This is a genomic window from Ruegeria sp. BHSB064, from assembly GCF_059613205.1.
In genome coordinates, this window is the sequence record NZ_JBXWSB010000007.1 from 1 (window position 1) to 19,102 (window position 19,102).

14 protein-coding genes are annotated in these 19,102 nt (G+C 57.4%); all 14 read right to left on the reverse strand.

The window, feature by feature from the left end; translation table 11 throughout:
* Positions 1 to 1,843, reverse strand: a 1,843-nt coding sequence (locus AC2FNU_RS02835) for a 2Fe-2S iron-sulfur cluster-binding protein (RefSeq protein ID WP_496784613.1), incomplete at its 3' end; no start/stop codon positions are given.
* The gene (locus AC2FNU_RS02840; RefSeq protein WP_171671459.1) at positions 1,840 to 2,127 is read right to left on the reverse strand and encodes a sarcosine oxidase subunit delta; all 288 of its coding nucleotides are present in this window, start codon (positions 2,125 to 2,127) and stop codon (positions 1,840 to 1,842) included. The genes AC2FNU_RS02835 and AC2FNU_RS02840, both read right to left, overlap by 4 nt.
* Before the next feature lie 12 nt (positions 2,128 to 2,139).
* Positions 2,140 to 3,390, reverse strand: a complete 1,251-nt coding sequence (locus AC2FNU_RS02845) for a sarcosine oxidase subunit beta family protein (protein ID WP_496784614.1) — start codon at positions 3,388 to 3,390, stop codon at positions 2,140 to 2,142.
* Positions 3,391 to 3,633: 243 nt separating this feature from the next.
* Entirely contained in the window at positions 3,634 to 4,365 is a 732-nt protein-coding gene (locus AC2FNU_RS02850; protein WP_496784615.1) for a response regulator, read from the reverse strand.
* A gap of 107 nt (positions 4,366 to 4,472) precedes the next feature.
* On the reverse strand, positions 4,473 to 5,717 hold the full coding sequence (locus AC2FNU_RS02855; protein ID WP_496784616.1) for a molybdopterin molybdotransferase MoeA: 1,245 nt from the start codon (positions 5,715 to 5,717) through the stop codon (positions 4,473 to 4,475).
* Positions 5,710 to 6,195, reverse strand: a complete 486-nt coding sequence (locus AC2FNU_RS02860; protein WP_496784617.1) for a plastocyanin/azurin family copper-binding protein — start codon at positions 6,193 to 6,195, stop codon at positions 5,710 to 5,712. Before AC2FNU_RS02860 ends, AC2FNU_RS02855 begins: the two co-directional genes overlap by 8 nt.
* A gap of 14 nt (positions 6,196 to 6,209) precedes the next feature.
* Positions 6,210 to 8,414 carry a HEAT repeat domain-containing protein gene (locus AC2FNU_RS02865; protein WP_496784618.1) on the reverse strand — a complete coding sequence of 735 codons (2,205 nt, stop codon included), beginning with the start codon at positions 8,412 to 8,414 and terminating at the stop codon, positions 6,210 to 6,212.
* 141 nt (positions 8,415 to 8,555) lie between these two features.
* The gene (locus AC2FNU_RS02870; RefSeq protein WP_496784619.1) at positions 8,556 to 11,237 is read right to left on the reverse strand and encodes an arsenate reductase (azurin) large subunit; all 2,682 of its coding nucleotides are present in this window, start codon (positions 11,235 to 11,237) and stop codon (positions 8,556 to 8,558) included.
* A gap of 14 nt (positions 11,238 to 11,251) precedes the next feature.
* Positions 11,252 to 11,821 (reverse strand): arsenate reductase (azurin) small subunit, encoded by a 570-nt coding sequence (locus AC2FNU_RS02875; protein ID WP_496784620.1) that lies wholly within the window; start codon positions 11,819 to 11,821, stop codon positions 11,252 to 11,254.
* 5 nt (positions 11,822 to 11,826) lie between these two features.
* Complete coding sequence (locus tag AC2FNU_RS02880) at positions 11,827 to 13,014, reverse strand: cytochrome-c peroxidase (RefSeq protein ID WP_496784621.1); 1,188 nt, start codon at positions 13,012 to 13,014, stop codon at positions 11,827 to 11,829.
* Positions 13,015 to 13,025: 11 nt separating this feature from the next.
* Entirely contained in the window at positions 13,026 to 14,129 is a 1,104-nt protein-coding gene (locus AC2FNU_RS02885; protein ID WP_496784622.1) for a cytochrome-c peroxidase, read from the reverse strand.
* 139 nt (positions 14,130 to 14,268) lie between these two features.
* Positions 14,269 to 16,506 carry a hybrid sensor histidine kinase/response regulator gene (locus AC2FNU_RS02890; RefSeq protein WP_496784623.1) on the reverse strand — a complete coding sequence of 746 codons (2,238 nt, stop codon included), beginning with the start codon at positions 16,504 to 16,506 and terminating at the stop codon, positions 14,269 to 14,271.
* Between the two features lie 117 nt (positions 16,507 to 16,623).
* Positions 16,624 to 18,054: an NAD-dependent succinate-semialdehyde dehydrogenase gene (locus AC2FNU_RS02895; RefSeq protein ID WP_496784624.1), complete on the reverse strand. Its 1,431-nt coding sequence runs from the start codon at positions 18,052 to 18,054 to the stop codon at positions 16,624 to 16,626.
* A gap of 81 nt (positions 18,055 to 18,135) precedes the next feature.
* Entirely contained in the window at positions 18,136 to 19,101 is a 966-nt protein-coding gene (locus AC2FNU_RS02900) for a LysR substrate-binding domain-containing protein (RefSeq protein WP_496784625.1), read from the reverse strand.
* Position 19,102 lies beyond the last annotated feature (1 nt).

Consider the following 19,102-nt stretch of genomic DNA (forward strand, 5'->3'; position numbering starts at 1 on the left):
GCCACGGGCCAACCTCGACAAACACAGCCCCCTGTTCTTCAGCCCATTGATGGCTGGGCGTCAGACGGGTGGGTTTGAACTCTTTCCCGACCGAGCGTCCTGCCCATGCGCCCATCGGTACCGGCGTATACGGAGGTCGGAAGATCGTGGTGCCTGTTTCAGGTATGGTCTTGCCCGTGATCTCGGCCATAACGGCCAACGCGCCCACGTTTGCTGTCTTGCCTTGATCGGTCGCCATACCCAGCGTGGTATAGCGTTTCAGGTGCTCGACACTTCGGAACCCTTCCTGCTCTGCCAGCTTGACGTCTTTGACAGTCACATCGTTTTGAAAATCCAGCCAGGCGCGACCCTTTCCGGGCACGTACCAGAGCGGAGATATCTGGTATTCTTCGTCCTTGCTTTCGGGCAAGTCCATCCGTTTGGATTTGATCCCCAAGTCTTTCAAGGCAGCAAGCGCCGCATCTTTGCCGGACGCAAGCGCGCCGGAATTGGTAAGCTCACCCGCCGCAGCCCCTGCAACACCCATACCCGTTGGCAGATCTGCCGACGGCACGAAGGCTGCAAGTGTGTCGGACCATTGCGGGCGACCGCGTTGGTGACACGTCAGTTGCACATTCGGGTTCCACCCACCCGAGACACCCAATCCGCTTACCTCAATCGGTCGGGTCTGACCGTCGGACAATTGCACGGTGATCATTTTCAATCCAAGTCGGCCCCGCGCATCTGTGACCTGTGCGCCCGCCAGCAATTCACACTCGGCAATGCGTGGCACGTCGTGACGAGGGTCGATCACAGCGACGACCTTTACCCCTGCGCGGATCAAGTCTTGCGCGGCAAAGTGGCCTTCGTCGTTGTTGGTGAAGATCGCAACGCGCTGACCCGGTGTAACCGCCCAACGGTTTGCATATTCGCGCATCGCACCTGCCAGCATGATGCCCGGTCGATCATTGTTGGCGAACGCAATGGGCCGTTCCGTCGCCCCGGCACACAGTACCGAACGCTTTGCGTAAACGCGCCACAGAATCTGCCGCGGCTTGCCCGCTTCGGGCACCGCGAGGTGATCTGACACGCGCTCGAGCGCACCAAAGATGCCATGATCGTACACACCAAACACAGTGGTGCGTGTCAGCAGGCGGACATTGTCCATTGACGCCAGCTCGCCCAACGTCTGGGCAACCCAATCGGCATTCGATACACCCGCGAACCGGTCGCTGTCAGCCAGCAGGCGACCGCCCATCTGGCTATCTTCGTCAGCCAAAATGACGCGTGCCCCAGACCGGGCCGCCGTCAATGCGGCGATCAATCCCGATGGGCCCGCCCCGATCACAAGCACATCGCAATGCAGGTAGCCTTTGTCGTAGATGTCCGGGTCGTCTTCTTGTGACAGGCTGCCCAACCCGGCGGCCTTGCGGATCATTGGCTCGTACAGCTTTTCCCAGAACGCTTTGGGCCACATAAACGTCTTGTAGTAGAACCCTGCCGTCAGAAACGGCGACAACCGATCGTTGATCGACATCGCATCAAACGCCAACGAGGGCCAGCGGTTCTGCGATTTCGCCTCAAGCCCGTCAAACAGTTCGATCGTCGTCGCGCGCGTGTTCGGTTCCTGCCTGTTGCCCGTCCGCAATTCGACAAGCGCGTTGGGTTCTTCCGAACCCGCCGCCAGCACGCCGCGCGGGCGATGATACTTGAAGGAACGACCAACCAGCCGCACGTCATTGGCAAGAAGGGCCGAGGCCAGCGTGTCGCCCTGATAGCCCTCGTATGACTTCCCATCGAACGTAAAACGCAGCTTTTTCGAGCGGTCGACTAAGCCCCCTTGCAAGCGATTTTTCTGAGTCATTTCCCGCGCCCCATCTTGCGGGCAACGTCCCGCGCCAGTTCCGTTGCCAGAATTTCATGCGTCAATGTATTGCGGGTAACCACCAGCCAGGACCGGTCCCCCTGCTCATGAAACCAAAGCTCGCGATGCGTGCCCGCAGGGTTGTCCCGCAAGTAGACATAGTCGTGAAACTCGTCTTGCGCTGTTTCTGACTGCCAATCCGGCCGTTCGATCAACGAGGCGTCGCCCAGATAGGTGAACTCGGATGCATCACGCGGGCCCAGCAGTGGGTGATTGATGATCATGTCCTGGCTTCCTCAGTGCAAATTCGGTTGGGCGCCCGCGCCTCGTTCGTCAATCATCCGACCGGTTTTGAAGCGGTCCAGGCGATACGCGGTGGCGACCTCATGAGGGCGATCAGTGGCCATCAGATGCGCAAAGCAAAAGCCCGAGGCCGGTGTTGCCTTGAAGCCGCCGTAACACCAACCCCCATTGAAATAGAGACCTTCAATGCCTGTGTGATCGATAAAGGGTGATCCATCCATCGACATGTCCATGACACCGCCCCACATGCGAAGCAGACGGGCACGCCCAATCATCGGCATTACTGACATACCGCCTTCAACAACATCCTCAACCACTGGCAAATTGCCCCTTTGTGCGTAGGTGTTGTAGCCGTCGATATCGCCGCCAAACACCAGCCCGCCCTTGTCGGACTGGCTGATGTAAAAGTGACCGGCCCCATAGGTGATCACGCCGTCCAGAACAGGCTTTAGACCTTCTGACACAAAAGCCTGCAAAACATGACTTTCGATAGGCAGACGCATTCCCGCCTGCCCCATCACGCGACCAGACGAACCTGCAACGGCGACGCCCACCTTTTTGGCACCGATGTACCCTCGGGTGGTTTCAACCCCCAGAACTTTGCCGTTTTCGATACGAAATCCGGTGACTTCGCAGTTCTGAATGATATCGACGCCCCGCTGGTCCGCCGCGCGTGCATAGCCCCAGGCCACCCCGTCATGTCGTGCGGTACCGCCACGCCGGTGCAGCAAGCCGCCGAGGATCGGGAACCGCGCGTTGTCAAAATTCAGGAAAGGATACATCGCGCGCACGCCCTCTGTATCCAGCAGTTCGGCACCGGAGTCGGTGAACATCATCGCGTTGCCCCGACGGCGGTAGGCGTCGCGCTGTGAATCCGTGTGACAAAGGTTCAGAATGCCGCGCTGGCTGACCATCGCATTATAATTCAGATCCTGTTCAAGGTTCTCCCAAAGCTTGAGCGACAGCTCATAAAACGGCTGGTTGCCGTCCAGCAGATAGTTAGCCCGGATGATCGTCGTATTCCGACCGACGTTACCACCACCGATCCAGCCTTTTTCCAAGACCGCGATTCTGGCTGCACCGTGCTCTTTCGCCAGATAGTAGGCGGTTGCCAGCCCGTGACCGCCACCGCCGATGACAATGAAATCATAGTCTGATTGCGGCTCGGGATCTCGCCACGCGGGGCCCCAACCCCTGTGACCATTCAGAACCTGTCGCAAAATAGCGAGTGCCGAATACCGCATATGGATGTGTTCCTAACTGTCTGTGCACCAACGCATCTTGAGACACCCGAATGGCCGCTGTCAGTGCATATTCCGTCATGCACTTTAACAAGAGCGACAAATTGTAGACGAGTATGTGTTTGTTGTGATGGGATGTACCTGCAAGAAGACCTTCATTTGCCTCAGAAGCGGGAAACCACGGATCTGAAAACAAACACATCCCAGATGCCGGTTACACGTCGATTGCCTGACCGGTTCGCCGACTCAAACCCCGGATTTCCGCACGTTTGCGGCAAAGCAGTACCCGATTCCATGAACTGTCTTGATGAATGTAGGTTGGGTCGGATCGGGTTCGATTTTTTTGCGAAGCCGTAAAACGTGGACATCAATTGTCCGATCACCGACAACGGTCTCGCGCCCCCGCGCCTTGTCCAGCAACTGATCGCGTGAAAAAACCATATGCGGGCTTGTGACAAAAGCTTGCAAAACATCAAACTCAGTCGTGGTCAGGGGCGTTTGCTGTCCACTGTCTTTGGATGTCAACGTCCGTTCATGAGGGTTCAAAACCCAGTCACCGAAGGTGATAAGCACAGATTCAGACCCGTTTTCAGAGGTCAAACTCTCTTCTGCGCGGCTTCTGCGCAGTACGGTTCTGATGCGCGCCAGAACCTCGCGTGCTTCAAAGGGCTTGGTGATATAATCGTCAGCCCCGAATTCCAGACCGACAACCCGATCAAATATGTCATCGCGGCCCGACAAAACGATAATCGGGATGTTCGATTCAACGCGAAGCTCACGCGTAATGTCAAAACCGTTGCGCCCCGGCAAACCGATATCCAGCAGGATCAGATCCACACCCCCAAGGGCCAGAACCGCATCCATTGCAGTACCATCCGCCGCGCATGTGACCTGACAACCCTGCTTCTCAAGATACCTCTGCAAGAACGAGGTGATCTGCGGATCATCATCAACAACAAGAATATGTTCTTTGACCATAAGGGTTTCCGGGCGGGCGTTGCAGGCTGGCGCAGATCTGTTGTAACCGCGCCCGCTTGAATCGCGCAAGCCGCGAGCGGTAACAGTTTTCAACATAACGCGCGACATCAGAACCTTAGAAAGCTCAGCCCCTGCCCCGAGGACATTGTTTCAGTTTCGGCCGGTATGACCACCAAACCGTCGGCCTGCGCCAGCAACGCGACGCGCCCACTATAGGACGGAGCCATCAGCCGCAGGCGCGGCGACCCATCTGCGGAGACGCCTTCGATCTGAACGGGACGATACTCTTGTCGACCAGCGCGGCGTTGCAGCGGTTCCGCCAGAACCGCGTGTTCCGGTGCTTGAGGTGCGCGATGCAAGCCGGCTCGTCTTGCCATCATTTGTGATCCTACAATTTGCCAGGTCACATAGGCCGATACCGGATTGCCCGGCAGCCCGACATAAAGAGCGTCCCCGCGCCGTCCGAACATGATCGGTTTGCCGGGTTTCATAGCGACCTTCATCACTTCGGTCCGGCCGCCAATCGCCTCAAACAAGCGCGGCATGTGGTCTTCATCCCCAACCGAAACACCGCCGGTCGTGATGATCAGATCAGATGTCTCACACGCATCGCGCAAAACCCGCTCTAACAGTGTCGGGTCATCTTCGACCGGGCCCTTGTCGGTCAAATCGATCCAGGGTTTATCCAACAACGCCCGTAACATATAGCGGTTCGAGTTGTATATCTGACCGGGAGCAAGATCCTCACCCGGTTGTTTCAGCTCGCTTCCCGTTGAAAAGATCGTAACCCTCAGCTTGCGCACCACGTTGACTGCACCATACCCGGCAGACGCCAATGCTGCAGCTTCTCGTGCGGTAATCTCGCATCCTCGACGCAGGATTGGGGCACCAGCGTTCAGGTCCTCGCCTACCCGGCGGATATGCTGCCCCGGTTTTGGCCGGCGGGTGAACCGAATGCCCGTCTCTGTGGCTTCACAATCTTCCTGCATCAGTACAGCATCGAAATCACCCGGAACCGGCGCGCCAGTGAAAATGCGCAGTGCACTGCCCAATGGGGCCGAATGCTCGCCACTGTCGCCCGCTGCGATGCGACCGCCAACCGGCAAATCGAACAGCGGACCGTCGCCCAGATCCTGAGTCCGAACCGCATAGCCGTCCATTGCCGAATTATCAAAGGCGGGCATGTCGACCTTGCTGGCGCAGTCCTCTGCCAAAACCCGTCCGATCGCTTGGATCAACGGCAATGTTTCCGTGTCGGTCAACGGATCAGAGACGGCCAAGCCGCGGTTCAGTGCCTGATCGACAGACAAATACATATGAGCGTGACGATCACAGGCGCATCCATCAGCCATTTTGGTTCTCCAATTGTTCGAACAGCGCTTCAAATCCAGCTTGTTCCGCCTCACCGAGTTTGGGCAGATAGGCGCGCGCCTCTTCCAGGTTCGAGTTGGGATCGCCGACAACCAGCAGCATGACCATACCATGTCGGCCATGCACGCGGCAGCGAATACCATAGACGCCCTCTTTCTCGAAGGTCAGGTCCATCTCGGGCTTGCCCCTGATCTCGAAACTACGGGCTCCGACGGGGATCATTCGGATAATCGACGTTACCGTGTGACGCCCGGTCGACCCCTTGAAGCGCACAGTTGCTCCGGTGGGGACACGCAAAAGGTTCGGTTCAAACCGAAAGGCATGTGCCGGGGTATCGGCGTTCAAATCGATGATCTGATGCACAACGGCAACCTCGGGAACATCCTCGGCCTGTGCTGCAGGAGCAAATGCTATAGCCCCTACCAATATCGCTGCACATAGTTTCAGCGAAAATACCATCTGTCCCTCCGGGTTCAGGCCGCCCGTGAAGGTTCCCCCAACAGATCGGCCAGCGCGCTTATCATTACCGGCCATTCGGCGCGGTGGTCTTCGTCGCGCAGCTCGGTCAGCAATTGGCGACCAATGGACATCACCGCAGGGGCGTCGTCTTTGACATAGGTCAGGATGCGCTGTTCAGGGTTGGCCAACAAGAACGGCACAATAGCAGCGCCTGCCTGATCCGGAGCTGTCACTGACAAAAGACGCATCGCTGCTTGCCGCACCGGGGCCGAGATGTCATCCAGCAGGCTACGCGCCACGTCCGGGGTGCCATCCCATCGGGTCAGGACGTGCATGGCATCGATGCGAAAGGCGGTGTCTCCGGTTCTTACCATCGCTCGCAATTTACCTCTCAGCGCGTCTTGCGGTGGCAGATCGGCCTTCTGCAGCAATTTCAGCGCTTGCAGCGAAAGGGTGGAGTCTGTGTGCGAAAGCCCTTGAGTGATCAGGTCGATCAGTTGCGCTTCGTCCAGCTCAAGCCCGTTGCGCACAACCGAAACGCCAAGCGCCGCAAAGGCGTGTTGGGCTATGTCGCTTTCGGGGTCCTTGGCGATCTGGGCAAGCATGATCTGCATCCCGCGAATTTCGCCCAACAAGCGGATGGCAGACATGCGGGTCTCTCTGTTCAGCGCCTCGGCATCGTCGTCCAGCGCCACGCGGCGGCGTTTGGGATGGCGGGTAGCCTTGGCCAACAGAGCTTGTTCGCGCGGGGTAAGCGGCTGAAGGTCGTCTTCCGCGGCCTCTTGTGTCATCTCAGCAGCAATAGCGTCATGTCCCAGAATCGCACCGAGGCTGGACGTCGGACCATTCTCGCCGCCCTCGGACACATCCAGACCGGCGTCCTGCAAAGCAGCAATGTCGGCTAGTGGAGCGTCTTTTTCTTCCTCTTCTACTGCAACCGGCATAGGGGCCAAAGCGTAGGACAGCAGCAACTCGCGGCCCTGTTGTTGGTTTACATGCGGACGATCCGCATCAGTAACGATCAAGGCAAGTGACGCTACAGCTTTGAGCCGAACGGATCGGAAGGGTGAGCGACATGCACGCTGCAACCATTCTGCCGCCTCTTGCAGGGGCGAAGTTGCAAGAGCATCCACGATAGCCCATTGCAAACGCTCAGCCTTGAGGTCATCACTTTCTACAGAAAAGAGCGCATTCAGGCGATCCGCCACCAAATTCGGCGCCAAGGCTGACAACAGACCCAACGCCTGCGCCGAGACCTCAGGCTGTTGACCGGTGGCGAGGAAGTCCAGCACTTGCCAGCGCAAATCTTCCTCATCCGTGATAGGCTGGCTACGATCCAGTCGACCGATCAGCGCCAGTTGAACCTTGGCACCGGGATCACGCATCATACGGTCCAGCAGTTCGGGTTCCGAAAAACCGGACTGGTTGAGCGCGGCAATCCGAATTTCTTCCACAGAGTCCGTCAATGCCTGTTCGACCAAAACCGGATCGTTGGGCATCAGTGCTTCATAGGCAATCAAACGAACTGCGCCGTCCTTGTCATTCAAAGCTTTGCGCAGAATGCCTTCGGCTTCGGCGCCACCAATCGTCGCCAGGGTACGTATGGCGCGGTGGCGAAGGCGGCGGTTTGAAGACTGTGTGAAAACGCCCAGAGTCGGTACGGCTGGTACACCGATCCGTCCCAAGGCTTCGCAGGCAACCTCGCCCAACTCCTGCCCGTCTTCGTCCATCAAAGCCACGACAATGGGTTCAATCGCAGCGGCATCCCCCATCTGACCCAATGCCTGGATGGCTGCGATTTGGGTGTCCAGCCAATCGTCCCACTCATCCTGATGCAACTCGTCTTCGTCCCACGTGATCTCTTCGCCACGTCCGGTTACGAGTGTGCGCAGATAGGGCGTGGCGTCTGCGGCTTGCAATTCGGCCAGAGCGGTCACGCAGGCCAGTTTGACCTCACCGCAAGGGTCGTGGATCAGGTTTTCAAGCAATTGCGGAACTGCTTCTTTCACACCCAATGCACCCAACGCCTGGGCGGCATCCTGGCGGACGTCCTCATCGTCGTCCAGAAGCGCTTCGATCAGAGCCGGGCTATTGCTGGCGCCTATTGTGGTCAGGGCCTGAATCGCGCGCAGACGAATGACGTCATATTCGGATTTTGCGTATTCGGAAAACAGGCCGGTGGCCTCATCTCTCAGGGCGGTATTGGTCTGAATGTTCATATCAAGCTGCCATGTTTGTGTTGGGAAGGTTGGGAAGTGGAAGGCAGGTTTCCCAACCGATACCTGCCTTCCAGGTGGTCCCTTCTGCAGTGGGACCGAACCAGAGGGGCGGCATGGCGTCCGCCCCCCGGCATGCTGTCATCAGGCGATGTCACGCGGTGCAAAGGACATCGTGCGGAACGACGTTTTGTAGGGGCTGGGCCCCAGTTTGCGGACTTTGGCGACACCCATCTTGTAGTTGTAGTTGCCGCTGATCCAGTCGACGATCCGGCCCTCAAGCGCGTTTGCAGGTTGCTGCATGTGCAGAAAGTCCATGTAGACCACGCTTTTCTTGATGGCAGGCGTGACCATGGCCACGGCGGTAATCGCCGCCTTGGTCAGCTCGATATGCCCGTTCTCCATCAGTTTCGAGAACTGGAAGTCATCGCCTTCCACACCCAGCAGCGTGTGTTTGTTGCCCGGAACCCGTTCCGAATACACCATCACATAGTCGCCGCTTTCGATGCCGCGTTCAGCTGCATCGTCAGGGTGGATTTCGACCCAGTTTTCCGGCCAGCGCTGCACGATATACGGGCGGCGGCGGTCATCGAAGCCGGACTGCCAGCGTTCGTTGATCCGGCCCGAGGTCGCCCAAAGCTCGCCTTCTTCCTTGTTCGGGCTGAGCCATTCCCAATAGTCCGAGAACAGGTTCCACGGCGATTTCTGGATGTTGCACTTGCCGGTCTGGCTGTTGAAATGCGTCAGCTTCTTGTTGAACACATCCGCGCCGGCTGCACCGGTGTCAGGCAGCGTGCGGGTTGTGTCGTGCAGACGCTTGGTTTCAATCAGCGTGACCCCATCGGTATCCAGCATGACCGGGCATTGCACACCATCGGTGCCGAATTCGCGAACCTTCTGGTGAAGGCCTTTGCCCTCTTTCTTGGCCAAGCGGTAGACCGCGTGGAAGTCCTTGCGCGACCCACGGGTAAAGCGCACGGCCTCTTCCGCGACTTCGTTCGAGTTCTGCCAGTCGAACCCGTCAAAGCCCATCCGCTGCGCCAACTGTCCGACGATCCACCAGTCAGGCTTCGCTGAACCGGGCGCATCATAGAACTTCTGATACAGGCGCAGACGGCGTTCGCCATTGGCGCGTAAGAAGTCCTCTTCGCCCCAGGTCGCTGCGGGGAACACGATGTCGGCGTAACGGTTGCCGATCGGGTCCTGCAGATAGATGTCCTGGTTGATCACCACCAAGCCACCACTGTCGGCGCGGGCCTTCAGCGTGTCGATCATCTCTTGCTTGTCGAAGCTGGCGATCTGGTGCGGGTTGCGAACAGTCAGTTCTTCGAACTTGTCGGCCAATTGCTGGCTGCCGCACATGGACTGGATCCAGGTGGTGCCGATCACGTGTGCCATACGGGTATGGCCTGCGATCAGATACCGGTCGGTATCCATGGCGCGGCGACGGCGACCCGGCAGTTTCTCGGGCGATTTGTTGCGCGGGTATTTCCCGCCCTTCACGCCGCCCCGCTGGTGGCCACCGGCCCGGCCAATGACCTGACCCGGACGTCCGCCACACCCACAGATGATGCCCAGAGCAGAAATCGCCTGCGTGTTGCCGGTATTGTTGGACCAATAGAACCCTTTCTCGATCATGATCGAAGTTTTCGGGCGCGAGCCGTCATCCTTGGGTTTGGCGAGCCATTCGGCAGCCGTGTAGATCTTCTGCACGTCGATCTCGGCCATGGCCGCCGCAGTCTCAGGCGCGAACTCGTCCTGCGAAAGAAGCCACTCTTTCCAGTCGTCAAAGCCCTTGGTCTGGAATTTGCCCCAGGTTGTCCGCCACTGCCATGGCGTGTTCCGGGTGCCCTGACCAAAGCCGGATGAGCTTTCCCACTTGTTGTTGACCCATTTCTTGATCCAATCGCTGTCTTCCCAGCCATTTTCCACGATGACACGGGCGATGGCGTTGACGACCAGCAGGTCAGTGCCCGGCAGAACGTCGATATGCAGACCGCCCATTTTCTCGGCATGAGCCACACCAGCAGACCGGCGCGGGATCAGATAAATCTCCTTTTGACCATTCTGCATCCCCTTCATCATCCATTGGGTATAAAGGATGGTCTTGGTCTCATACGGGTCGGTGCCGCAGACCAGCAGGGTTTCCGCATCACGCCAGTCCTCGTACGAGGGGCCAAAGTTGTCAAAACCCGCATCCCGGAACCCGGGGGTCGAGGTCACATCGGACGGCGTGTCGTGGAAGGTGAAATTCGCAGTGTTGATATGGCGCAGCGCGTATTTCGAGATCGCATAGGTGTTCTCGATATACTGATAGCTGAAAGTCTTCACGCCATAAGCATTGGTGCCGTGCTTGGCGATGACGTGGTTGCCCACCTCAGCTGCCACATCCAGCGCCAGATCCCACGGAACCGGCATTAGCGTGCCATAGATCCGCATCAGCGGTGTCTTCAGACGGTCGCGTGTCGGTGTTTGCGGGTTATAGCATTTCTGCGCGATACACCCGCCCCGCAAGGAACTGTCGCCGTCTGTGTTGACGTATTGCGTGTCCTTGTCAGGAATGATCACCACATGGTGCGGCTGACCTTTGTGCAGAACGATATTGTGCTGGTTCGGCGCGACCCAGGCACCCAGCGGTGCGACGGGGAAATCCTCGCCAAAGGCATTCTCGTCCGCAGTTGGGCCACCGGGTTTGGCCGTCACGGGCCAACGGTAGACTTTGTAACCACAGGCCACGATGCAGTAATCACAGGCGGTCGAAATAACCTCGGCGCCTTTGGGCGGCAGCGGGACGTTGGTTTCGGGTACGTAATACGGGGTTGCCATGATACCGTTTCCCCTTATGCAATCAGATTGTCGTAACGGCCGTAGATCAGGCCGAACATGCCAACGGCGTAGATGTCATCACCGTCCAGTTCCAAAAGGACCTGTGGCAATGACTGGTAGGCTTGCCCCGAAACGAGGATGCCGTGCCGTGTCACGTCATAGGTGGACAGGTGCAGCGGGCACGGGCCCAGCACCTTATGTTCCGGCTTGTAGCTGTCATACATCGACCCACCCTGATGGGTGCAGGTGAGGTTAAAGGCCACAACGTCCTTTTTCGGTCCGATGCCACCGCCGCTTTCCACGCCGGTCTTGACCAGGATCGAGTCCGAATAGTCGCCCTCATCCGGGTAGTAGAACTCGACCGGTACATCCTGTTCCAGCTCGGACAGTTTGCCGATCAGCTTACGCGGATAGGTGGACACAAGGGCGGGCACCTGTTCGGCCTGACCGTGTCGGGTGGGCATCGCCACCATCACGGCAAAGGTCGTGGCACCCGAGGCGAACAGGAACTGGCGGCGGTTCACGGTGCAGGCCTTTTTGGCCTCACCCGAACAGCTGCATCCGGTTGCGTTATGATCTTTCATGACGCTTACTCCTCTGCTGCAACCGCAGGAAGCGGCTGGTAGTCCGGTAGATCAGGTTCTTCGACCAAGATCTCGTCACCGGACAGGGATTTCAGGAAGGCCACCAGATCCGCCTTTTCCTGATCATTCAGGCCAAGGGGTTGGATCAGCTGGGTTTTGTTGGCAGAGAACTCATTCTCGCCGCCGCCCTGGTTGTAGAATTCAACCACATCCTCAAGCGACTCCAACATGCCGTTGTGCATGTAGGGTTCGGTATAGAGTGTGTAGCGCAGGCTTGGCGTACGGAACTTGCCCTTGTCAGCCTTTTCCTTGGTGCGGAAATAGAAGCCGGGGTCGTCCTTGGTGTGGCGATACATCTCTTCGGTCGAACCTTTGGCATAGAGCTCGTACCGGAAAGTCACCTGCGCCAGGCCGTCATCCTGCCAGCCGTCATAGGCGGGCACGCCAGTGTTGTAGTATTTCTCATCCGACAGCAGCGCGCCGTTGTGGCATTCGGAACATTGCGCCTTGCCAGTGAACAACTCCAATCCGCGTTTCTGTTCTTCGGTCAGCGCCGCATCGTCCCCGCGCAGATAATTGTCGAAGGGCGTATCAGTCTGGACAATAGTGCGTTCAAACGCAGCAATAGCCCGCCAGGCATTGCCGATACGCGGCCACTGGTCGCCGAAGACATCGTTGAACCGTTCGACATATTCGGGAACGAAGGCCAAACGCGCCTCCATCATGTCGGCCTCGCCGTTGCCGGCAACCGCACCGCCTGCGGCGGATTTGGCCTGGCTTTCAAGGCTTTTGCTTGAGCCTGCCCAGAACAGTTTACCGTAGTAAGCCGAATTCACGATGGTCTGGCTGTTGCGCCAGTGTGTTGTGCCGGGATAGCCGAACGAAATCGGTGCTTCGACATCCCAGCCCACATCCGGGCTGTGGCAGGCCGAGCATGGCGTGGACGGGTTGCCGCCCAGACGCGCGTCGAAGAACAGCATCTTGCCCAGTTCGATCTTGGCGTCGGTTTGAGGGTTGTCCAATGGGATGGGTGGTTCACCCAGCGCCACCAGCGGCGCATCCGGGTCAGGATCTGCCCCGCCGATACCGGCTTCAATCTCCATACTGGTTTCCGCGATGGCCTGCGAACCAAGGACGGCAAACAGGGCAGCGGTGGCAATTGTGCCTGAAAGGTAAGACTTAAGGTCTTTCATGGGTCCACTCCTCAGTTTGTTGCGTCTTGCCAGTTTTCGATCGGCGCATAGTCCGTATCGATCTCTTCGGCGACGAATTCGGGGCCAGTCAGTGGCTCGCCGGACAATGCCTTTAGGAACGCCACCAGCTGCGCTTGTTCGGTCTCGTTCAGGTTCAGCGGTTTGATGCGCGGATCCTTGTTTTCGTCGTCACCGCCACCGGCGTTGTAGAAAGCAACCACATCCTCGAGCGTCGCAATCGACCCGTTGTGCATATACGGCGCGGTATAGGTCAGCTCGCGCAGCGTGGGGGTCATGAAGGTGCCGAACGTGTCAGCGGTGTGTGTGCGGATATAGGCACCCGGATCGTCGCGCAGGTTCATGTAGTTCTCGACGCCGAGGAACTTCATCATGGTCACGAAGGTGATGTGACGTTCCGGATTTGCCCAGATATCGGGATTGTCGCCAACGCCGATGTTGTGCGGTAGATCGTCGGTGAACCGCTCACCCGAGTGGCAGGAGTTACAGCCGCTGGCATTGAACAACTCGTACCCTGCTTTGGCCTCATCCGACATCTCACCGGTGTCAAACGGAGCACCGCGCGAAATCAGGGTTTTCAGGTATTCCGGGATCGCATTGCGAACACCACCGTTCGAGGGCTCGCCAAATCCGGCGGCTTCGAACATTTCGACATAGACCGGGTCTTGCTTGATGCGTTCCTGCATCAGACGCATGTCCATATTCATCGAGTAAGTCTCGGTGATGCTTTCGCGGGTCACGTCGTTGAGGTTGGTGCCTATGCGACCGTCGTGGAACCACGCTGCGCGCTTGGCGCTGTTGATCAGCGTCGGTACGTTGCGGAAATGCAGGCTGCCCGCATATGCATCTGACAGCGCTTGCCCGTCGGTGAACCCGTTTTCCGGCTGGTGACAGCTGGCGCATGACAGTTCGGTGTCGCCTGACAATCGTGGATCGAAAAACAATCGTTTGCCAAGGGCCGCCTTGGCTGGGTCGAACTCTATGGCTTCTACCGGGCCCGGCTCATCCGCCTGGGCCTGGTGAACCGGGAACGCGACGCCCATCGTCAGCAGCGAAACTGTCGATAGCGCCGAGAACCATGTTCTGGCTTTGGTCATCATCTAAAAGCCCCTTTTTCGCTATTCCGATCTCTCGGCTTGGCCAAGGACCGGCTGAGCAAAGACTAAGGAGCAGTTGTTTCGTGAGAATTTGACCTTTGTTAATTTATGAGAAGAGATGTTAAATTATGTTACAAACTCAGGTCATTTGAGACCGGATGATCCGGGCTAGTGACTGAACTTCCAGTGGTTTTTGAACCATGATTGGCGAAGCCCCAGCAACCGTCACCTCGGCATCGTCGAAATAACTGCTGATCAAAATAGCCGGTAAATCAGACCGGATCGCGCGTACGGATTCGATCAGATCTGTACCCCGCAGACCGGGCATCATCAGGTCGCTGATCAGGATGTCATAGCCGTCGGGGTTCTCGCGAAACGCATCGCGCGCTTTGAGCGGATCGGAATACGCCTCGACACGATAACCGTATCTCGTCAGCAGCCGCCGGGTCACGTAAAGAATGTTCTCATCATCGTCGACCAACAGGACATGTTCGTCCCCGGCGACAGCTTCGACCTCGGCCTGATCTTCAAGGCTGAGTGCAGGCATCAACGGATAGTAGAGGCTGAAACAGGTGCCTTTGCCTGGCTCCGAATGCAGCTCAACACGACCGTGGCATTCCTCAACGGTGTTATGCACGATGGTCAAACCCAGACCGGTGCCTTTGCCAACAGGCTTCGTTGAAAAGAAGGGTTGGAATACCTGTTCCTGCAAGTCCTGGGAAATGCCTGGGCCCGTGTCGCTGACATCCAGACGGATCACGCCGATGGCGCCGTCTGGCAGGTCATCCAGCACATCCTTGTCGGCCAAGCCTATGCGCAACACAACTTCGCCGGGCTGATCGCCGATAGCTTCAAACGCATTGTGACACAGGTTCAAAAGAGTCTGGAAGAACAGGGTGCCATCAAAATCGGAGAAAGCGGTTTCGATCTCTACGTCAAAGCGTGTTTGGACACTGGGTGGCGCAGACACCCGGATAAGGTCCAGCGCCTCTTGCGTGGCTTTGACCATATCGCCGCGGCGCGGGTTACGGGGTCTTTGCCGGGCGAATGTCAACATCTTGCGGACCAACGCTTGCGCACGGCGGGCGGCAATACGAATGTGATTGACCGAGTTTTGGATGTCGTCGTTCCCGTCCGCATCCAATTCGATCAGATCGGCGTTTCCGGTGATGCTCATCAACACATTATTGAAATCATGTGCAACCGAGCCCGCCAGAATGCCCACTGCTTCCATTTTTTGAACTTGGGCAAATTGCTCATGTGTCCGCCGGGTTGCGGTGATGTCTTCGCCGATACCGATGTAGTGTGTATCCTTGCCGTTTTGATCGACCAACGGGAAAATCGCGGTCGAGACCCAAAAATGGTTGCCGTCTTTGCTGAGGTTCCGAAAAACACCGTACCAGCTTTGCCCGCGCTGCAGTTTCTGCCTTAGATCGGCGTAAACCCCCTGCCCTGAATGTCCCGATTGCAGCATTCTGGGGGTGCGCCCATAGACCTCGTCCGCCTCATACCCACTCAGATCAAAGAACTTGCGATTGGCATATTCTATTTTCAGGTCGGTGTCGGTGATTATGATCGATGCCGGGCTCTGTTCGACCGCCCGTGCCAGTTTGCGTTCGGCCAGTTCTACTTGCTCACGCAGCTCTAGTTCGGCTTTCAGACGCCGGTTGGCGCGCAGGATGTTGGTGATTAGCAATGTGGTCAGGATCGCAATAACGCCGACAACAACAATCAGGCCAACCAGCAGGACAGAGAAACGTCGCACCAGTTGTTCCCCTTCCGAGAACGCCTGAACCATGTCCGATAAGCTTTGATCCCGCTCGGTGATCCAAAGCGCCTCGAGCTGGGACAGCGCTTCAAGGGCATCGCTGTCATCGACCCGCACCAGCGCATCTATTTCTTCAGCACGCAGACCCGCTGCTATCCCTGCTTCGATCTTGGGAATATTCCCGATGTACTCCCGCGCCACCTTCTCGATTCTCTGCAATGCATCCAGTTCGATCTGCGAAGGCGCGGCATTTCGATAGGTCTCAATCGTTGTCAGAAGGTTCTGCGACTGTGTTTGCAAAATCGGACTGTACTCGGCGTCAAGCCGCAACACGTAATTCTTGAAGTTGTGGATCAGCCCACCATAGCCAAAATATCCCCGGATTTCCGATATCCAATATCCGCGCGGGGTCGTCTCGACAGAATAACCCTGCCAAACCTTTCGCATGTCGCCAATACGGTCCGTGGTTTCTCGGGACATGTACAGAAACACCGAAAGTATGAAAACAAGCGCGACACCCATGGCAATGGCCACACCAAGAGGTGCGGTCGGAGACTTTTCGGGTGGGGTGTCTTTGGTTGTCACGGGATGGCTGTGAGTGAACACCATGATACCTCCGACCTGATGCTTGCCGAGTAGACTTACCCTTGGTAGCCGGACAACGCGTTACTTGCGAAGCGTTTTATGCGCGGCAAATCGTGCGGTTCTCGGGATTTGCAAAGCTGCTCAGACAATCTTGGCTGAATGCCAGACGTTCTTGACCGTCATGTAGTTTTCAAGCCCTTCGGTACCGCCTTCACGGCCGGACCCGCTGGATTTGACCCCTCCGAAGGGTGTTTCCGGCATCGACGCTTCAAGCGTGTTGATCGACAGGTTGCCAACCTCGACCTCATCAACCAGCCGATCAATATAGTCTGCCCTGTTGGTAAAGGCGTATCCGGCCAGACCATAGGGAACAGAATTTGCTTGTTCGATTGCTTCGTCCAACGACGACACAGGGTTGATGACGGCCACTGGACCAAACGGTTCTTCCTGCATGATCCGCGCGGCCTCGGGAACGTTCAACAAGACCGTAGGCTGGAAGAAATAGCCCTGGTTTCCCAAAGGCGCGCCTCCTGTGGCGACAATCGCTCCGTTGGCGCGCGCGTCCTCGACCAATTCATTCAGCGCAGGCACCCGGCGGTCGTTGGCAAGAGGGCCCATTTCGACCTCTGAATCCAAACCGTTACCAACAACTGTTTCAGCGGCCCGCTGCACAAAATTATGGGCGTAGGTATCAAAAATGCTCTGATGCACAAAGAAGCGAGTGGGCGAGGTACAGACCTGCCCCGCGTTGCGCATCTTGCGCACCGCACCAGAGATCGCCGCAGCTTGTACGTCCGTGTCTTCGCACACAATGACCGGCGCATGCCCGCCCAACTCCATCAGAACGCGCGTATCATGCTGCGCCGCGAGTGCGGTCAAGTGCCGCCCAACAGTTGTAGATCCGGTAAACGCCACAAGGCGGACCGGGTCCTGAGGGATCAGATGCCCGGAAATTTCCGCCGGTTCCCCAAATACCAAATTCAGAACGCCTGGCGGCAACCCGGCATCTTCAAACGCTTTGGCAATATGTAAAGCCCCTGCGGGCGTTTCTTCTGCTGCTTTCAAGATCACCGAGCACCCCGAAGCCAATGCTCCGGCGATTTTCCGGGCCGGTTGGCTCATGGGGAAATTCCACGGTGAAAACGCGGCGACAACGCCGATGGGCTGGTGATGTACAGCAAATTTGTGACCCCGGGCCGCAGGAATGATCCGCCCATAGGTTCGCATGGCCTCGCCCGCATCCCATTCAAAGAACTCGGCCCCGCGGATCACTTCTAGCCGGGCTTGCTTGAAGGGTTTGCCATGTTCCAAGGTCATTGAATGCGCAATCATGTCGATGCGTTCGCGCATCAGGGCCGCAGCGCGCAGGATTGTATCCGCGCGTTCGCGAGGAGACGTGCGGCTCCAGACGCGGAAGCCTTTGACAGCAGCTTCCAGCGCATCGTCCAGGTCCTTGACCGACGCGCAGGGCAGCCGTCCAAGCTCTTCTTCGGTCGCCGGGTTAATCACCGGGATGTCACGCCCGGTCTTTCGCCACGCGCCATCTATGAACAGTTTGAGCTCTGGATACATGAAGCTGACACCTCTTCTTGCCTTGTTTTCAAATCGCGTGACACCTCGTATTACATCAAGTGAATTGAACAAATACGGGTATCACTTTGGCGAATAGCTGATCGGTTTATCCTGCGCCGCTCTGTGCAATGCTGTCTTAAAGGCCCTCCCGGCGGGCGACAGATCATCGTCTGCTCGGAAAGACACCCCAATCGGCCCCTGCCCGAACGGAACCGTCCAGGCCAGCTGGGCAAGATGCCCGTTTTCGATATCCTGGGCGACAACTTCTGCTGGCATAAGGCCGATCAAGTCGCGTGATTGCAACAGCGCACGGCTCGTCAGATAGGATACGGATTCGATCATGACCGGAGGCACATATTGTTGCTGACCGACAAAGAAATGATCCACCTGACGCCGCAACGTTGTCTCTTGTGGAGGGAGTATCCATCCGAATGGTTTGGTTTGCGCAAATGTCACCTCGTCCCGCCCGGCAAGCGGATGTTGAGGGCCGACAATGGCCAATATTCGATCCTCAAACAGTTTTTCCTGTCGGATCTTGTCGCGATGCCGATGCGAGGGCAGACGACCCACAACCATGTCGATCTCACCCGAAAGCAGTCGTGGCATAAGAACCTCGTTGGTGCCTTCGCTGATCTTGACCGCCACATTCGGACGGTCTTCCAGTAGCAGTTCAATGGCCGCAGGCAGCAGGCTGGTCGACGCTGCCAGCAATGTACCAACCACAACGCGACCCGAATTTCCTTCGTTTAGATCATCAAGTTCCTGTGCAGCGTTCGAAACCTGCGCAAAGATCAGTTTGCCGTGACGGATCAGGGTCTCTCCAAATACGGTTGGCACGACCCCACGATTTGTCCGCGTGAATAGTTTGACTTCAAAGTCCAGCTCAAGATCCTGAATCATCTTGGTGGCAGCGGGTTGAGAGATTCCCAACTCACGCGCAGCATTCTGGATGTTTCCATGCGCACCCACCGCGACCAGCAGACGCAGTTGGCGCAGCTTCAGCCGGGTTAAAGCACGATCCACGATGCGGGAATGACGTCCAACCATG